The organism is Kocuria sp. ZOR0020 (assembly GCF_000800955.1).
Lineage (GTDB): Bacteria > Actinomycetota > Actinomycetes > Actinomycetales > Micrococcaceae > Kocuria > Kocuria subflava.
The window spans coordinates 1-15402 of record NZ_JROX01000014.1 but is presented as its reverse complement, the minus strand read 5'-3'; the positions used below and the strand labels follow the sequence as shown (position 1 = coordinate 15402).

The 15402-nt window shown below is 63.7% G+C and carries 15 protein-coding genes and 1 pseudogene; 5 read left to right on the top strand and 11 right to left on the bottom strand.

What is annotated here, in order from left to right; genetic code table 11:
• The first annotated feature begins 156 nt into the window (after window positions 1-156).
• Window positions 157-2436: a formate C-acetyltransferase gene (gene pflB / locus L979_RS01185; protein WP_052209299.1), complete on the top strand. Its 2280-nt coding sequence runs from the start codon at window positions 157-159 to the stop codon at window positions 2434-2436.
• Between the two features lie 19 nt (window positions 2437-2455).
• Window positions 2456-3418, top strand: coding sequence for a pyruvate formate-lyase-activating protein (gene pflA / locus L979_RS01180; protein ID WP_231559338.1), 963 nt, complete (start codon window positions 2456-2458; stop codon window positions 3416-3418).
• Window positions 3419-3506: 88 nt separating this feature from the next.
• Here pflA and dxr read toward each other — a convergent pair whose 3' ends face one another.
• The 10 genes from dxr to rpsB all read right to left on the bottom strand — a co-directional run bounded on the left by dxr (window position 3507) and on the right by rpsB (window position 13156).
• Window positions 3507-4811, bottom strand: a complete 1305-nt coding sequence (gene dxr, locus L979_RS01175; protein ID WP_081993518.1) for a 1-deoxy-D-xylulose-5-phosphate reductoisomerase — start codon at window positions 4809-4811, stop codon at window positions 3507-3509.
• Between the two features lie 311 nt (window positions 4812-5122).
• Window positions 5123-5395, bottom strand: a complete 273-nt coding sequence (locus tag L979_RS01170) for a GlsB/YeaQ/YmgE family stress response membrane protein (RefSeq protein ID WP_047688244.1) — start codon at window positions 5393-5395, stop codon at window positions 5123-5125.
• Between the two features lie 341 nt (window positions 5396-5736).
• Window positions 5737-7374 carry a cation acetate symporter gene (locus L979_RS01165; RefSeq protein ID WP_047688242.1) on the bottom strand — a complete coding sequence of 546 codons (1638 nt, stop codon included), beginning with the start codon at window positions 7372-7374 and terminating at the stop codon, window positions 5737-5739.
• Window positions 7375-7377: 3 nt separating this feature from the next.
• Window positions 7378-7749: a DUF485 domain-containing protein gene (locus L979_RS01160; RefSeq protein ID WP_231559337.1), complete on the bottom strand. Its 372-nt coding sequence runs from the start codon at window positions 7747-7749 to the stop codon at window positions 7378-7380.
• Between the two features lie 205 nt (window positions 7750-7954).
• Window positions 7955-8572: a DivIVA domain-containing protein gene (locus tag L979_RS01155; protein WP_052209298.1), complete on the bottom strand. Its 618-nt coding sequence runs from the start codon at window positions 8570-8572 to the stop codon at window positions 7955-7957.
• A gap of 58 nt (window positions 8573-8630) precedes the next feature.
• Complete coding sequence (locus L979_RS01150) at window positions 8631-9494, bottom strand: phosphatidate cytidylyltransferase (protein WP_047688238.1); 864 nt, start codon at window positions 9492-9494, stop codon at window positions 8631-8633.
• Window positions 9494-10051: a ribosome recycling factor gene (frr, locus tag L979_RS01145; RefSeq protein ID WP_047688237.1), complete on the bottom strand. Its 558-nt coding sequence runs from the start codon at window positions 10049-10051 to the stop codon at window positions 9494-9496. Before frr ends, L979_RS01150 begins: the two co-directional genes overlap by 1 nt.
• A 159-nt stretch (window positions 10052-10210) precedes the next feature.
• The gene (gene pyrH, locus L979_RS01140) at window positions 10211-10984 is read right to left on the bottom strand and encodes a UMP kinase (RefSeq protein WP_047688236.1); all 774 of its coding nucleotides are present in this window, start codon (window positions 10982-10984) and stop codon (window positions 10211-10213) included.
• A 257-nt stretch (window positions 10985-11241) separates the two neighbouring features.
• A complete protein-coding gene (gene tsf / locus L979_RS01135) occupies window positions 11242-12072 on the bottom strand; it encodes a translation elongation factor Ts (protein ID WP_047688235.1) in 831 nt (276 codons plus the stop codon).
• A 193-nt stretch (window positions 12073-12265) separates the two neighbouring features.
• A complete protein-coding gene (rpsB, locus tag L979_RS01130; protein WP_047688233.1) occupies window positions 12266-13156 on the bottom strand; it encodes a 30S ribosomal protein S2 in 891 nt (296 codons plus the stop codon).
• Window positions 13157-13743: 587 nt separating this feature from the next.
• Between rpsB and L979_RS01125 the strand changes: the two genes are divergently transcribed.
• On the top strand, window positions 13744-14349 hold the full coding sequence (locus L979_RS01125) for a M23 family metallopeptidase (protein WP_081993516.1): 606 nt from the start codon (window positions 13744-13746) through the stop codon (window positions 14347-14349).
• Between the two features lie 9 nt (window positions 14350-14358).
• On the opposite strand, the gene L979_RS01120 is transcribed toward L979_RS01125, so the two are convergent.
• The gene (locus L979_RS01120; RefSeq protein ID WP_047688229.1) at window positions 14359-14616 is read right to left on the bottom strand and encodes a metal-sensitive transcriptional regulator; all 258 of its coding nucleotides are present in this window, start codon (window positions 14614-14616) and stop codon (window positions 14359-14361) included.
• A 173-nt stretch (window positions 14617-14789) separates the two neighbouring features.
• Here L979_RS01120 and L979_RS16585 point away from each other — a divergent pair, with 173 nt between their 5' ends.
• Complete coding sequence (locus L979_RS16585; RefSeq protein ID WP_231559336.1) at window positions 14790-15119, top strand: MFS transporter; 330 nt, start codon at window positions 14790-14792, stop codon at window positions 15117-15119.
• Between the two features lie 21 nt (window positions 15120-15140).
• Window positions 15141-15402 (top strand): annotated as a pseudogene (locus L979_RS16580) (MFS transporter); the annotation flags it as partial.

The window sequence follows — 15402 nt, the reverse complement described above, 5'->3', positions numbered from 1 at the left end:
ACAAGTTCACCAAGAAACCAACTGCAACTGGCCGACCCGACCTGCCCGGGGTCCGTAGCGTTTTCAATGAAGGTGAGGGCACGTCCGCATCTGGCCATGCCCCCAAATCAAACGTCCGGGACGGCACAACGCTCCGGCCACGTCAGGAGGAGCACCATGACTGCCCAAACCACTGACCGCCTGATCAACGACGATCAATTCGACCCGCAAGCCAACCCCTGGCGCGGTTTTGACGGTGGTCCGTGGCAGGACGGAGTGGATCTGCGCGACTTCATCCAGCGCAACTACACCCCCTACGACGGCGACTCCTCCTTCCTGGAGAACGCCACGGCCCGGACCACCGGCATCTGGGAGCAGCTGCTGGCCATGTTCCCGGCCGAACGGGACAAGGGCGTCTACGACGTCGACGCAACCACCCCGTCCACCATCACCTCCCACAAGCCCGGTTACATCAATGCCGAGCAGGAAATCATTGTGGGTTTGCAGACCGATGCCCCGCTGAAACGTGCCATCATGCCCAACGGCGGGTGGCGCATGGTCAAGAACTCCCTGGAAACCTACGGCTACCCGGTGGATCCGGACCTGGACAAGGTCTTCACCACCTACCGCAAGACCCACAACGACGGCGTCTTTGACGTCTACTCCCCCAATGTCCGTGCGGCACGCTCCTCCCACGTGGTCACGGGTCTGCCGGATGCCTACGGTCGCGGTCGCATCATCGGTGACTACCGCCGCGTTGCCCTCTACGGTGTGGACGCCCTGGTGGAGGCCAAGAAGCGCGAGCGCGCCGAGCTGGATCTTTACGCCGCTGACGAGAAGATCATTCGCGAGCGCGAGGAGAACTCGGAGCAGATCCGCGCGCTCCGTGAGTTGCAGGCCATGGCGGAGGCTTACGGTTTTGACATTTCCCGCCCGGCTGCCAATGCCACCGAGGCCGTGCAGTGGCTCTACTTTGCCTACCTGGGAGCTGTGAAGGAACAGAACGGTGCGGCCATGTCCTTCGGTCGCAACACCGCCTTCCTTGATGTCTACTTTGCCCGAGACCTTGCCGAGGGCACCTTGACCGAATCGGAAGTCCAGGAGATCGTGGATGACCTGGTGATCAAGCTGCGGATCGTGCGTTTCCTGCGCACCCCGGAGTACGACCAGCTCTTCTCCGGGGACCCCACCTGGGTCACTGAGTCCATTGGCGGCATGGGGGCCGACGGCCGGACCCTGGTTACCAAGACCTCCTTCCGATTCCTGCAGACCCTCTACAACCTGGGCCCGGCCCCGGAGCCGAACCTGACGGTGTTCTGGTCGGCGGATCTGCCGGAGGGCTTCAAGCGCTTCTGCGCCCAGGTCTCCATTGACACCTCCGCCATCCAGTTCGAGTCCGATGAATTGATCCGCGGTGCCTGCGGGGATGACGCCGCCATTGCCTGCTGCGTGTCCCCCATGACGGTGGGCAAGCAGATGCAGTTCTTCGGCGCCCGCGTGAACGTGGCCAAGTCCCTGCTGTACGCCATCAACGGTGGCCGGGACGAGATCTCCGGCAAGCAGATCGCCCCGGAGTACCCGGCCGCGGCCGGTGAGGTCCTGGAGTTCGAGGACGTCTGGAACAAGTTCCTGGTGCTGCTGGACTGGTTGGCCGCCACTTACGTGGAGGCGCTGAACTGCATCCACTACATGCACGACAAGTACGCCTACGAGCGCCTGGAGATGGCCCTGCACGACCGCAACGTGCTGCGCACCATGGCCTGCGGCATCGCCGGGTTGTCCGTGACCACGGACTCCCTGGCCGCCATCAAGTACGCCACGGTCCGCCCGGTGCGCGACGAATCAGGCCTGGTCACCGACTACACCGTGGAGGGCGAGTTCCCCACCTACGGCAACGACGACGACCGCGCGGATGACATTGCGGTCAAGATCGTGCACGAGTTCATGGAACGCGTCCGCCGTCACCCCACCTACCGGGATGCCGTCCACACGCAGTCGGTGCTGACCATCACCTCCAACGTGGTCTACGGCAAAGCGACGGGCAACACCCCCGACGGCCGCCGTACCGGTGAGCCGTTCGCCCCGGGTGCCAACCCGTCCAACGGGCGTGACACCCACGGCATGTTGGCTTCCGCGTTGTCCGTGGCCAAGCTTCCGTTCGACGAAGCCATGGACGGGATCTCTCTGACCAACACCGTGGTTCCCTCCGGTCTGGGGCGCACCAAGGACGAGCAGGTGACCAACTTGGTGGGTCTGTTGGATGCCCAGAACGTCTCCGATGGGTACCACATGAACGTCAACGTGTTGAACCGGGAGACCCTGGAAGATGCCATGGCCCACCCGGAGAACTATCCGCAACTGACGGTTCGGGTCTCCGGTTACGCCGTGAACTTTGTGCGCCTGACGCGTGAGCAGCAGATGGATGTTCTCTCCCGGACGTTCCACGACCGCGTCTGAGATCGGCTGCACTGACCACATGCCAGGTACGCGAACCACGCACCCCCGGTTCACGCCGTCGGAGGGTTCGGTGGCGGCCATGCGCCCCACCGAACCCGTCCGCGCGGCCTCTGTGACCGAGCTTCCTCAGCCCCTACGCCGCGGTACGGCTGACGGCCTCCCGGAGACACTGGGTGACCTTCACCGGGAGCTGCTCCCACTCGACGACGACGGCCGGCCCCTGCACCATCAGAAAGTGCAGGCGCTGCACGCAGGTCTGATGGGCTCCATCCATTCCTGGGAGCTGGTCACGGCAGTGGATGGGCCCGGCACCCGCATGACGCTGTTCCTCTCCGGATGCCCCTTGCAGTGCCAGTACTGCCACAACCCGGACACCATGCAGTTGAAGAACGGCACGCTGCAATCGGTGGAGGAAGTCCTGAAGCGGGTCATGCGCTACCGCAAGATCTTTCAGGCCACGGGTGGTGGACTCACCATTTCCGGTGGTGAACCGCTGTTCCAGCACAAGTTCGTCCGGCGCATCCTGCGGGGTGCCAAGGAGATGGGTGTGCACACGGCCATCGACACCTCCGGCTTCCTGGGCCGGGTGGCCGATGACGAGCTGCTGGCCGACGTCGATCTGGTCCTGCTGGACGTGAAGTCCGGAGACGAGGCCACCTACCGGGAAACCACCGGCCGAGCCTTGGCCCCCACCTTGGCCTTCGGTGACCGTCTGGCGGAGATGGGCAAACCTGTTTGGATCCGGTTTGTGCTGGTCCCGGGACTCACGGATGCGCCGGAGAACGTCCAGGCGGTGGCCGAGATCGTGGCCCGTTGGGGTTCGGTGCAGCGTGTTGAGGTCTTGCCGTTCCACAACATGGGTGAGGACAAGTGGAACACGCTGGGGCTGAACTACTCCCTGAAAGGTGTGCAGCCGCCGTCGTTGGAATCCACGGAAGCCGCACGAGAGACCTTCCGGGCCAAGGGCCTCACGGTCTACTAGCCCCTCCCCCCTCAGCCGAATAGGCCGTTTGATCGCTGCTGACCCATTCAGGGGCGATCAAAAGGCCTACTCGGCGGGGAGGGGGAGCTCAGTCGCCCAGGATCTGGTCCGCGCGGGACCGGGCCCAACGCTCTGCCTCCAGCACGGAGTCCACGCTCAGTTCATCTGCAGGGACGTGTTCCTCCACCACCTGCGCCACGGTGTCAACAATCTGCGTGAAGCCGATCCGTCCCGAGTGGAAGGCCAACACCGCTTGTTCATTGGCTGCGTTGAATACCGCCGGCGTGGTGGCGGACTTGGCTGCAGCTTTCTTGATCAGCTCCACGGCGGGGAAAGCCACCGGGTCCAACGGTTCAAAGGTCCAGGAGGTGGCCTGCGACCAATCGCACGGTGTTGCGGCCCCCGGCACGCGGTGCGGCCACCCCAGACCCAGAGCGATGGGCAGCCGCATGTCCGGCGGAGAGGCCTGGGCCAGTGTGGACCCGTCCGTGAACTGGACCATGGAGTGCACCACGGACTGCGGGTGGACCACCACGTCGATCTTCTCCAGCGGCACCCCGAACAACAGATGGGCTTCCAACACCTCCAGCGCCTTGTTGACCATGGTGGCGGAGTTGGTGGTGACCATCAGGCCCATGTCCCACGTGGGGTGTGCCAACGCGTCATCCGGGGTGACCTCCGCAAGCTCGTCACGGGAGCGCCCCCGGAACGGTCCACCAGAGGCGGTGAGAATGAGCCGGTCAACTTCATCCGGCGTACCAGAGCGCAACGCCTGAGCCAGAGCGGAGTGCTCCGAGTCGACCGGGATCAACGGGTCCTCATGCTTGGATGCGGCAACCGCCTGGTGAATCAGGGCACCGCCGGCAATCAGCGATTCCTTGTTGGCCAGCGCCAGCAATTTGTCCGCATTCAAGGCCGCCAGGGTGGGCGCCAGGCCGATGGACCCGGTGATCCCGTTGAGCACCAAATCGGCTTCCTCATGGGCTGCGGCTTGCGTTGCGGCCTCCGGTCCGTGAACGACGACGGGACGGTACTCACCTTCCGCACCACCCTTGCCGTCGGAGGTGACTCCCTCGGTTGCTGCATGCCGCTGGGTGATCAGTTCGGTGAGTTGTGCAGCGTCCTCAGCGTTGCCACTGGTGGCCACCAACTGCGCGCGAGTTTCCACAGCCTGTTGTGCCAACAGCTCCAGGTTGGAGGTGCCGGCGGCCAGGGCCACCACGCGGAACACCTGATGCCCACTGTCCTCGGCAGCTTGGCGCACCACCTCCAAGGCCTGAGTGCCGATGGAACCGGTGGACCCCAGGATGCTGATTGTGCGGGGCGCAGCCTTGAGGAGTTCCGCCCACGGTGACCGGGAGATGTGCGTGTCTTCAGGTGCGCTCGCGTTCATGCTCCCAGTATGGGCCAGCCCCGGAACACCCGACGACGCCCACCCATCCCGAGGCGGACGTCACTGGTCATGGGTGTGGATACGACAAAACCCGGCCCTCCCGAAGCGGACGCCAAGCCAAGCAGTCCGGGGGAGGGCCGGGTTCGGTCGTGTGGTTCAAAGACGAAGGCGCCGCGGTGGGCTTCCGAAGCCAGCGTCACGCGACTTGGGTCCGGATACGACAAAACCCGGCCCTCCCGAAGCGGACGTCAAACGAAGCAGTCCGAGGGAGGGCCGGGTTTTGTCGTGTCTAGCGACTGATCCCGGAGGAATCAGCGACGAGCGCCGCCGCGACGACCGGTGATCAGGCCCCAGATGAAGAGCACAACCAGTGCGCCAACGGTAGCGATGACCAGGGACATGATCCAGCCGCTCTCGTTGATGCCCTGACCGGAGATTGCGGAGAACAGGAAGCCGCCGACGACGGCGCCGACGATGCCCAGCAGCATGGTGACGATGATGCCACCACCCTGGTTACCCGGCATGATGAGTTTTGCCAGTGCGCCGGCGATCAAGCCCAGAACGATCCAACCAATGATGGCCATGAGAATCTCTCTTTCCGTTGGTGGCCCCAACTGTGACAGTGGGGCTGGAGGGGGACGGTCCGACAGCATGCTGACAGCTGACGGTTAAAGTAAAGATTACAAGACCACTGCCGAAAATTCGGGCAGCTGCATGAGAGTTCTCTCACGATCCAGACCATGCTACGGCGCCGATGGACGCCGCAGGCCCCCGCCAGAACCGGTGAAACCGGACTCTGACAGGGGCCCTTGACGAACCGCTCGATGTGAGCCTCCCGTTGGACGGAATTTCACATCCCCCGGCGTGTGGGATTCCCGATCACCACTGGATCGGATCTGCGATCCGTGGTGGAACGGATCCCAGATCAGTGCTGGACAGGAGCCTCAGCACCCACACCGGTCATGGAGCGAACCTCCATCTCGGCCTGCTTCTCCACGCTCTCCTTGTAGGAATCGGTCTTGGAACCGATGAAGCCCAACAGGAAGGACGCGGGGATGGAGACCAGACCCGGGTTGGACAGCGGGAACCAGGAGAAGTCCACGCCCTGGATCATGGAGGTCTCTGCACCGGACATGACCGGGGAGAACATGATCAGACCGATGGAGATGATCAGACCGCCGTACATGGACCACACCGCACCGCGGGTGGTGAACCCGCGCCAGTACAGGGAGTACAGGATGGTGGGCAGGTTGGCCGAGGCAGCCACGGCGAATGCCAGCGCCACCAGAAAGGCCACGTTCTGACCCTGGGCGCCAATGCCGCCCAGGATGGAGACCACACCGATCACCACAACGGTCAGCTTGGCAACGCGCAGTTCCTCCTTGCCGCTGGACTTACCCTTCTTGATCACGTTCGAGTAGATGTCGTGAGCAAAGGATGCGGATGCGGTGATCGCCAGACCGGCCACAACGGCCAGGATGGTGGCGAAGGCCACGGCGGCGATGATACCCAGCAGCACCGAACCACCCAGCTCAAAGGCCAGCAACGGAGCTGCAGAGTTCACGCCACCCGGAGCTGCCAGGATGCGTTCGCTGCCGATCAGGGCGGCGGCGGCAAAGCCCAGCACCAGGGTGAACAGGTAGAACAGACCGATCAGGGAGATGGCCCACACCACGGACTTGCGGGCTTCCTTGGCGGTGGGAACCGTGTAGAAGCGCATGAGCACGTGCGGCAGACCGGCGGCGCCAAAGACCATGGCCATGCCCAGGGAAATGAAGTCCAGCTTGGTCCATTCGTTCAGACCGTAGCGCAGACCCGGCTCCAGCAGCTTCTGACCGTCCATGTCAGCGCCGGAACGGTTCACCACGTTGACTGCTTCGCCCAGCATGGCGGAGAAGTTGAAGCCGAACATGCCCAGGGCCCAGATGGTCATGACGCCCACACCGGTCATCAGCAGGACGGCCTTGATGATCTGCACCCAGGTGGTGCCCTTCATACCGCCGATCAGCACGTAGGCGATCATCAACGCGCCGACGACGATGATCACCAGGGACTGGCCCCAGCTGGAGGAAATACCCATCAGCAGGGAGACCAACGCACCGGCGCCGGCCATCTGTGCCAGCAGGTAGAAGAAGGTCACGCACAGCGTGGAGGTTGCCGCAGCAATGCGGACCGGGCGCTGACGCAGGCGGAAGGAGAGCACATCCGCCATGGTGAACTTGCCGGTGTTGCGCAGCGGCTCGGCGATGAGCAGCAGTGCAACCAACCAGGCCACCAGGAAGCCGATGGAGTACAGGAAGCCGTCGTACCCCTGCAGGGCGATGGCGCCCACGATGCCCAGGAAGGACGCCGCGGAGAGGTAGTCACCTGCAATGGCCAGGCCGTTCTGGGTTCCGGAGAAGGAGCGTCCACCGGCGTAGTAGTCGGCAGCCGTGGAGGTGTGCTTGGAGGCTCGCAGCACGACCACCATGGTCACGGCAACGAACGCTCCGAAGATCAGCATGTTCAGCCACGGGGTGCCAACGGTTTCGCTGGCCTCTGCGGCGGGAAGCATTACGTTCATGAATCAAGCCCCCTTGCTTGAATGAGCGCCGTTGGAGCCACGGTGGGTTGCGGCGTAGTCGCCGGCCTCCAGGGCTTCACGCAGTTGCTCTGCCTTGGGATCCAGGCTCTTGTTCGCGAAGGCGACGTAGAGGCCTGTGATGCCGAAGGTGGTGACGAACTGAAGCAGGCCAAGGATGATGCCCAGGTTCACGTTGCCGATCACCGGAGTGGACATGAAGTCCGTGGCGTAGATGGAGAGAAGCACGTACAGCAGGAACCAGACCAAGAAGAAGATGGTCATGGGAACCACGAATTTGCGGTGCGTGGATCGCAGAGATTGGAACTCCGGGGAGCTTTGCGCTGCCTGGAAGTCCTGGGCCGTTGGTTCGGCCACTGAAGGATGCTCTGACACGGGAGACCTCTCGTAACGAGCTTTACGTGACAGGTGTCACACTGTGGACTCGCTCACATTAACCGCATGTTTGCCGTGCACCAACCACTGTTCACCCCAGATGCCACCCGTGTTGCACCAAAAACAGCGCCTGCACTTGCTCTCACAAGTACAAACGCTGTTTTTAGACAGGTGCAAAAATTTTGTCTCACCGGAGTGCCAGCAGCAGCTCCACCAGCTTGTCCAGGAACGCATCCACCTGCTGCTCCTCGTAGGCCCGCTCCCCCACTGCGGGCCCGAAAACCGCCGTCCGCACGCGGTCCGGGTGCACGGACTCCGCGGTGCTCAGTTCCTCAACCACGGCGTCGCACAGAGCGTCGACGTCGACGACGGCGTACCCGCGTGAACTGGACCCTGATGGACGGCGGAAGCGGTGCCCGTCGGCGCGTTCCAAGCGACCGAAGATCAGATCCGACAGGGCTCCGACCTGCTCCTCCCAGGCCTGGCGCCCGTGAGAGTCGATGTAATCCCGGTTCTCTCGCCGGGCCAGGGTGTCCTCGAGCTGATCCATGGCAGCATCCACCACCGCCGGCTGGTAGCCACCGCGGGCCCGTCCAAAGACTGCTGTCCGCAGATCACTGCTGGTGAACTCAGGGGCATCCTGGCCGCGCGGGGCCTTGATGGCAGCTTCCACGCGACTGAAGTAGTCGTCGACGTCGTCCGGGGAGTATCCCCAATGGCGGCCTTCGACGCGGTCGAACCGCTTGCCTGCGGGCGCAACGCCACCATTGGGGGTGCTGCCCCGGGCCTCCGGGTTATCTGTCATTTGGGGACTCCTCAACCACCTTCAGCGGGACCACGTGAGCATCACAGGCGCACCACACTCAGCCCTGCAGGACCCGCAGCAGCTCGAACACCACGTAGCCCACGGGGGCCACGAACACGATGGAATCAATCCGGTCCATCACTCCACCGTGACCGGGCAGCAGAGTGCCCATGTCCTTGACGCCGATCTCACGTTTGACCATGGATTCGGCAAAATCACCCAGGGCAGCAACCCACACCAGGAAGAATGCCAGCACCAGGCCGTGCCACCAGGGGTCCCCCAGCAGCAGTGCTACCAGGAGGGAGGCCAGCACCATGGAACCGACCATGGAGCCGGCAAAGCCCTCCCAGGTCTTCTTGGGGCTGATCCGCGGAGCCATGGGGTGCTTGCCGAACAGGACCCCGGCGAAGTAACCGAACGTGTCATTGCCGACCGCCATCAAGATCACGATCAGCACCTTGGCAGCCCCCTGCTCCGTCTGGAACAACAGGACCAGCAAGGACAAACACAGTGCCACCCAGGTCAGTGCAAACAGGGAGCCCATCACGGAGAGGACCATGCCTTGTTTGGGACCGAACACCCGAACGGTGATCACCACCAAGGACACCAATGTGGTGGCGATGATCAGGGCCTCGGCACCGCCGAAGAAGGCTGCCACCGGCATGATCACCGCGCCCGCCACGGCAGGTATCACGGGGATCTTGATGCCGGCATGGGCCAGGGCACGGCAGACCTCGTACACGCCCAATGCGGCGGCCGGACCGGCAAGCAGTGCCACCACGGGCGGGTAGAGGAACAGTCCGATGCCCAGGGCAGCCAGTAGCACCACAGCCACCCCGATGGCGGCGGGCAGGTCCCGCCCGGCACGCGACTGTTTGGGTGGTGCAGGGGGTGTTTCAGCGGCGTTCTTGACGGACGGCATCAGACCTGAAGCAGCTCAGCTTCCTTGTTCTTGAGCATGACGTCAATGTGGTCCACGTGCTTCTTGGTTTCGGCATCCAGGTCCTTCTCGGCACGCTTGCCCTCGTCCTCGCCGATCTCGCCGTCCTTGACCAGCTTCTCGATCGAGTCCTTGGCATGGCGGCGCACGTTGCGCACAGAAACACGTGCTTCCTCTGCCTTGGCGTGGACGATCTTGACGTATTCCTTGCGCCGCTCCTCGGTGAGCTCGGGCATGACGACGCGGATCACGTTGCCGTCATTGGCCGGGTTGGCACCGATGTCGGAGTCACGCAGAGCCTTTTCGATGTTCCCCAGCGCGGATCGGTCGTACGGGGTGATGAGCAGTGTGCGTGCCTCAGGGTTCTGGAAGGAGGCCAGCTGCTGCAGCGGGGTGGGTGCGCCGTAGTAGTCCACCAACAGGTTGGAGAACAGGGACGGGTTGGCGCGGCCCGTGCGGATGGCAGCGAACTCCTCAGAGGCGTTGTCCACTGCCTTGCCCATACGGGTTTCGACGTCGGATTGGATCTCAGAGATCACGTGAAAACTCCTTCTGATGACACTCAACCTGTGGCCGAGTCTCTGTGTTGGTCGATCAGGTGGCCAGTGGCATGTGCTTCAGACACGCAGCGGCCGCGGACACTGGCATCAAGTCTACCGGCGTCCGCGGCCCCAGCTGTGTGATCCCACAGCCTTGCGTCACACGGTGATCAGTGTGCCCAGGTCTTCACCCAGCACCGCGCGAGTCACGTTGCCCGGTTCCTGCATGCCGAACACGCGCATGGTCACGTTGTTGTCCCGGCACAGGGAGAACGCGGTCTGATCCATGACCCGGATGTTCTGCGTCAGGGCGTCGTCGTAGGTCAGGGTGTCCAACTTCTTGGCTTCCGGGTTGGTCTTGGGGTCATCCGTATAGACGCCGTCCACACCGTTCTTGCCCACCAGGACCTCATCAGCATTGACTTCCAGAGCACGCTGGGCGGCCACGGTGTCCGTGGAGAAGTAGGGCAGACCGGCACCGGCACCAAAGATCACCACGCGGTCTTTTTCCATGTGACGGATGGCCCGGCGCGGAATGTAGGCCTCAGCCACCTGCTCCATGGAGATGGCCGACTGCACACGGGTGTCCACGCCGCACTGTTCCAAGAAGTCCTGCAAGGCCAGGCAGTTCATGACCGTTCCCAGCATGCCCATGTAGTCGGCCCGTGAGCGGTCCATGCCGGCGGTGGACAGCTCGGCGCCGCGGAAGAAGTTGCCGCCTCCCACCACGATCGAGGTTTCAACCGTGCCCACCGTGGCGGCAATCTGCTCGGCGATGTCCCGAACCACTGAGGTGTCCAGACCCACCTTGCCTCCACCGAAAACCTCACCCGAAAGCTTCAGGAGGATGCGGCGTCGTGGGTGGCTCGACTCCCCCGACCTGCTGGCACGCAGGGCGTCGTCCTTGATTTCGGAAGGGGTGGAGGTCGGCATGGATGCTCCCAACGGTGGTCCAACGGTCAAGGGCCGCGGTGGCGGCAGGTCAGGTGCAGCTGCCCGCCCCGGGCACACGTGGTTCAGCATAGCGGGCAGCACAGCTGACCAGCACCGAACATCGCCTCTGGCAAACCCCACATCAGATGACCACACCCCGCCGACCTGTGCGGGTCGGCGGGGTGTCGGGAGAACAACCTCAGGGTCTCACCTCAGTGAGCGCCGTGGTGGTTGTTTTTGCGTCTCGGATCCTGAGATCAGGAACCCACGCGGAAGCGGGCGAAACCGGTGGCGGTGGCGCCGTTGTCCTCCAGGAACTTGCCCACGGAAACCTTGGAATCCTTGGCAAAGTCCTGGTCCACCAGCACGGACTCCTTGTAGAAGCCGTTCATGCGGCCTTCCACGATCTTGGGCAGGATCTTCTCCGGCTTGCCTTCAGCCTTTGCAGTCTCCTCGGCCACGCGCTGCTCGTTGGCAACGGTTTCCGACGGAACTTCCTCACGGGAGAGGAAGGACGGGGACATGGCGGCAATGTGCACGGCGACGTCGTGAGCAGCCTCGGTGACGTTCTCACCGTCAACGGCCAGCAGAACGCCCACCTGAGCGGGGAGGTCCTTGGAGGTGCGGTGCAGGTAGAGCTCAACGTTCTGACCCTCGACGCGAGCGATGCGGCGAACCACAACCTTCTCGCCCAGCAGCGCGCCGGTCTCAGTCACCAGGTCGGAGACCTTCTGGCCGTCGATCTCGGTGGCCAGCAGGGTGTCCAGGTCGGCGACGTCGCCGGCAACGGCCGCGTCCATGACCTTCTCGCCGAAAGCGATGAAGGGATCGGCCTTGGCCACAAAGTCGGTCTCGGAGTTGACCTCAACCAGGTAGCCCTTGCCGCCCTGGATGCGGCCCACCACGATGCCTTCAGCGGTGGTGCGGCCTTCACGCTTGGTGACGCCCTTGAGGCCCTTCACGCGGATGATCTCCAGGGCCTTCTGCTGATCGCCGTCGGCCTCGTCCAATGCCTTCTTGACGTCGAGCATGCCGGCGCCGGTGCGCTCGCGCAGTTCCTTGATGTCCTTGGCGGTGTAGTTCGCCATGTGTCAGCTCCTTGTTCGTTCGTTCCCGAGGCCGGCTCTTGGCCGACCCACGGGCGTCTCACGCTGCATGATGCGGCATCGAGACGAAGAAAAGTTGAACGGCAGGGGACGTGTTGCCACATCCCGTGATCCCCGAATGCCTCCCCGCCCGGTCACGGTCGGTGACGGGCAGGGAGGCAGTGACGGGGGTGAATCACTCGGCGGAGGTTGCCTCGGAGACGACCTCAGCGGTCTCGGCAGCTTCCTCGGAGGCCTCGGTGGCCTCAACGGCTTCCACGGCCTCGGCGGTGGTCTCCGTCTCGACAGCAGCCTTCTCAGCGTTGTGCTGTTCCAGCAGCTCGCGCTCCCACTCGGCCATGGGCTCCTCGGCAGCACCTTCGGAGCCGCCCTTGCCGGAGCGGGCCAGCAGGCCCTCGGCCACGGCGTCGGCAACCACGCGGGTCAGCAGGTTGACGGAGCGGATGGCGTCGTCGTTGCCCGGGATCGGGAAGGTGACCTCGTCCGGATCGCAGTTGGTGTCCAGGATGGCGACGACGGGGATGCCCAGCTTCTCGGCTTCATCTATCGCCAGGTGCTCCTTCTTGGTGTCCACGATCCAGACCATGGAAGGGGTCTTGGAGAGGTTGCGGATACCGCCCAGGGTACGCTCCAGCTTCTCCTTCTCGCGGCGCAGCAGCAGCAGTTCCTTCTTGGTGTACTGCGAGCCTGCGACGTCCTCGAAGTCGATCTGCTCCAGCTCCTTCATGCGGTCAATCCGCTTGGAGACGGTCTGGAAGTTGGTCAACATGCCGCCGAGCCAGCGGTGGTTGACGTAGGGCATGTTCACGCGGGTGGCCTGCTCGGCAATGGCCTCCTGGGCCTGCTTCTTGGTACCCACGAACAGGATGGTGCCACCGTGTGCCACGGTGTTTTTGACGGCCTCGAACGCGCGGTCGATGTAGGACAGCGAGTTCTGGAGGTCGATGATGTAGATGCCGTTGCGCTCGGTGAGGATGAAGCGCTTCATCTTCGGGTTCCAGCGGCGGGTCTGGTGGCCGAAGTGCACGCCGCTGTCCAGCAGCTGGCGCATGGTGACGACTGACATGGTCAGTTCTCCTTGGTGCAATGTGCTCGCGCACCCCTGGTCCGGGGAAACGGAACACGGTTGTGTGGTTGTCGGTCGCTTCCGGCGGAAGGACCCCTGGCACGTCATGGCCACCGCCCCGAGGCTCAGGACGGTTTCCGCTGACCACCCGCACTCCATGGGGAGGTCGGGACCGTGGCAAGCGGGTCGGGTTCACAGGATCACCTGCTGGTGATCCCCGTGTTCACGACGACGACGCGCGCGTAGTCAGCATCTGCGCCCTGAAACGATCCGCGTGGTCCACGCTCCCGTGGAAGAGAATCTCTTCCACCGGAACCTGGGCACGATGAACCGCACAGTTCAGACACTGCGGCAACCAACTGTACTACAGCGGTGGCATCTGCGACGGCACGGGCGCCTCGCAGGATGGGGTTCGCAAGTTCGGGTTCGCCAGTTCAGGTTCGGAGGACGGGCTTTGCAGGTGCTGTGGACGACGGCGAGCGCCCGCGACTCCACAGGGGTGATCACCGTGCGCTTCGTCCGCGTTCCCTGTCCACAGCACGGGTGCTGATCTGGTGGCACCGATTTTCAAGGAGCACCGTGGGTGCATGAGAAACGCATCACCCCAGAACACGCCACCGGGCCGCACATCTGGACGTACTGCCAGGTACTTGGCTGCTGCCTTGCTGATCATCTCTGTTCTCAGTCCAACAGCAGCAACGGCCGGCCCGCCAACCGGCGTCGTGACAGTGGCAGGCACCGTGAGCAATGACTCCGTCCTGGCCAAACACCGCGGGCAGTGGGAGTCCCCCACCGGTGGTGCCCCCAAGGTGGCCAAGGACTTCCAGCCGCCGGCCGAACGGTGGCTGTCCGGGCACCGGGGTGTGGATCTCACCGTCGATTGGAACGGGCAGGTGCGGGCGCCAGCGGACGGCAAGGTCACTCATGTGGGAACCGTTGTGGATCGCAACACCATCACCATCGACCACGGGGATGGTCTGCGATCCAGTTTTGAACCGGTGGACAGTGACCTCAAACGCGGAGACCGCGTGCGCAAAGGGCAGGTGATCGGTGTGTTGGAGAACGGCAACCACTGCGTGTTCTCCGTCCGCGCCTGCGTGCACTGGGGTGTTCGCCTGGGTGAGGACTACGTCAACCCATTGCAGTTCATCGGGGCGTTCCTACCCTCGGTCCTGCTGCCCGTGCCCCAGTGAACTTGGGATTCAGGCCAATGACAGGAACAGTTTTTCCAACTCTTTCTGATCCAAGGACTCATCCGGGTCATTGATGCACTGCTGCAGTCCGGAGGCGATGATCACAAATCCTGCCCGGTCCAATGCCTTGGACACAGCTGCCAGCTGGGTCACCACGTCCTTGCAGTCCTGGCCTTCCTGCAACATTCGCGTCACAGCAGCCAGCTGCCCTTGGGCGCGCTTGAGACGATTGATCACCGGTGTCATCTCATCCGGGCGTAGCTGCACGGTTCCTCCTGATGTTCAGAATGTGGCTTCACAATATACCCGGCGGGGTTTCTGGGGTATTTTCAGCACATCCCCGGCCGTGACGGCCCCCTGCCTCACTATTGGACTGCTGCGTGAGATCACCATCCGGTGCACCCGAGGCGCTGACCCCTGTATCGTTTCCGCAAGGACACGTGGTCCGAACCCTTGCCGTGGCGCAGATCTTCTCCGCCCTGGGGTCAGGGTCCACCTTGGCGCTGGGCTCGATCCTTGCCGTGGAGCTCTCCGGTTCCGAAGTCTGGGCAGGCACCGTGAACACCGCCATGACCTTGGGTACGGCCGTCACTGCCATGCCGCTGGCCGGACTGGCCGTCAGACGAGGGCGCCGATGGGCCCTGTTGACCGGGCTGGCCGCTGCCACTGTGGGCACGTTGCTGATGGTGACCGCAACTGTGGTGCAGGCCTTTGCCGTCCTGTTGGCTGGAGCATTCCTGGTGGGGTTGGCCTTTGCCGCCAATCTCTAGGCGCGCTTTGCGGTCACGGACATGGCCCCACCACAGCGGCGGGGCCGCCACCTGTCGTTGGTGGTGTGGGCCATCACCATCGGTGCCGTGGCTGGTCCCAACATGGTGGGCCCCGGTGCCGCATTGGGAAACCATCTGGGGATACCTCCGCAGGCCGGGCCGTTCCTGATCTCAGCGGCGGGCATGTTGATCGGCGCGTGCATCATCGGGGTGGGACTGCGGCCCGATCCCCTGCCGGCACGCCAACAATTGACCGGCCACTCCGGCACCCGAGCCCGTGGCG

What these genes read in the sequence shown, in the direction of transcription:
- pflB (WP_052209299.1), top strand. Translation starts at nt 157, where the DNA reads ATGACTGCCCAAACCACTGACCGCCTGATCAACGACGATCAATTCGAC.
- pflA (WP_231559338.1), top strand. Translation starts at nt 2,456, where the DNA reads ATGCCAGGTACGCGAACCACGCACCCCCGGTTCACGCCGTCGGAGGGT.
- dxr (WP_081993518.1), bottom strand. Translation starts at nt 4,811, where the DNA reads ATGAACGCGAGCGCACCTGAAGACACGCACATCTCCCGGTCACCGTGG.
- L979_RS01170 (WP_047688244.1), bottom strand. Translation starts at nt 5,395, where the DNA reads ATGGCCATCATTGGTTGGATCGTTCTGGGCTTGATCGCCGGCGCACTG.
- L979_RS01165 (WP_047688242.1), bottom strand. Translation starts at nt 7,374, where the DNA reads ATGAACGTAATGCTTCCCGCCGCAGAGGCCAGCGAAACCGTTGGCACC.
- L979_RS01155 (WP_052209298.1), bottom strand. Translation starts at nt 8,572, where the DNA reads ATGACAGATAACCCGGAGGCCCGGGGCAGCACCCCCAATGGTGGCGTT.
- L979_RS01150 (WP_047688238.1), bottom strand. Translation starts at nt 9,494, where the DNA reads ATGCCGTCCGTCAAGAACGCCGCTGAAACACCCCCTGCACCACCCAAA.
- pyrH (WP_047688236.1), bottom strand. Translation starts at nt 10,984, where the DNA reads ATGCCGACCTCCACCCCTTCCGAAATCAAGGACGACGCCCTGCGTGCC.
- tsf (WP_047688235.1), bottom strand. Translation starts at nt 12,072, where the DNA reads ATGGCGAACTACACCGCCAAGGACATCAAGGAACTGCGCGAGCGCACC.
- rpsB (WP_047688233.1), bottom strand. Translation starts at nt 13,156, where the DNA reads ATGTCAGTCGTCACCATGCGCCAGCTGCTGGACAGCGGCGTGCACTTC.
- L979_RS01125 (WP_081993516.1), top strand. Translation starts at nt 13,744, where the DNA reads ATGAGAAACGCATCACCCCAGAACACGCCACCGGGCCGCACATCTGGA.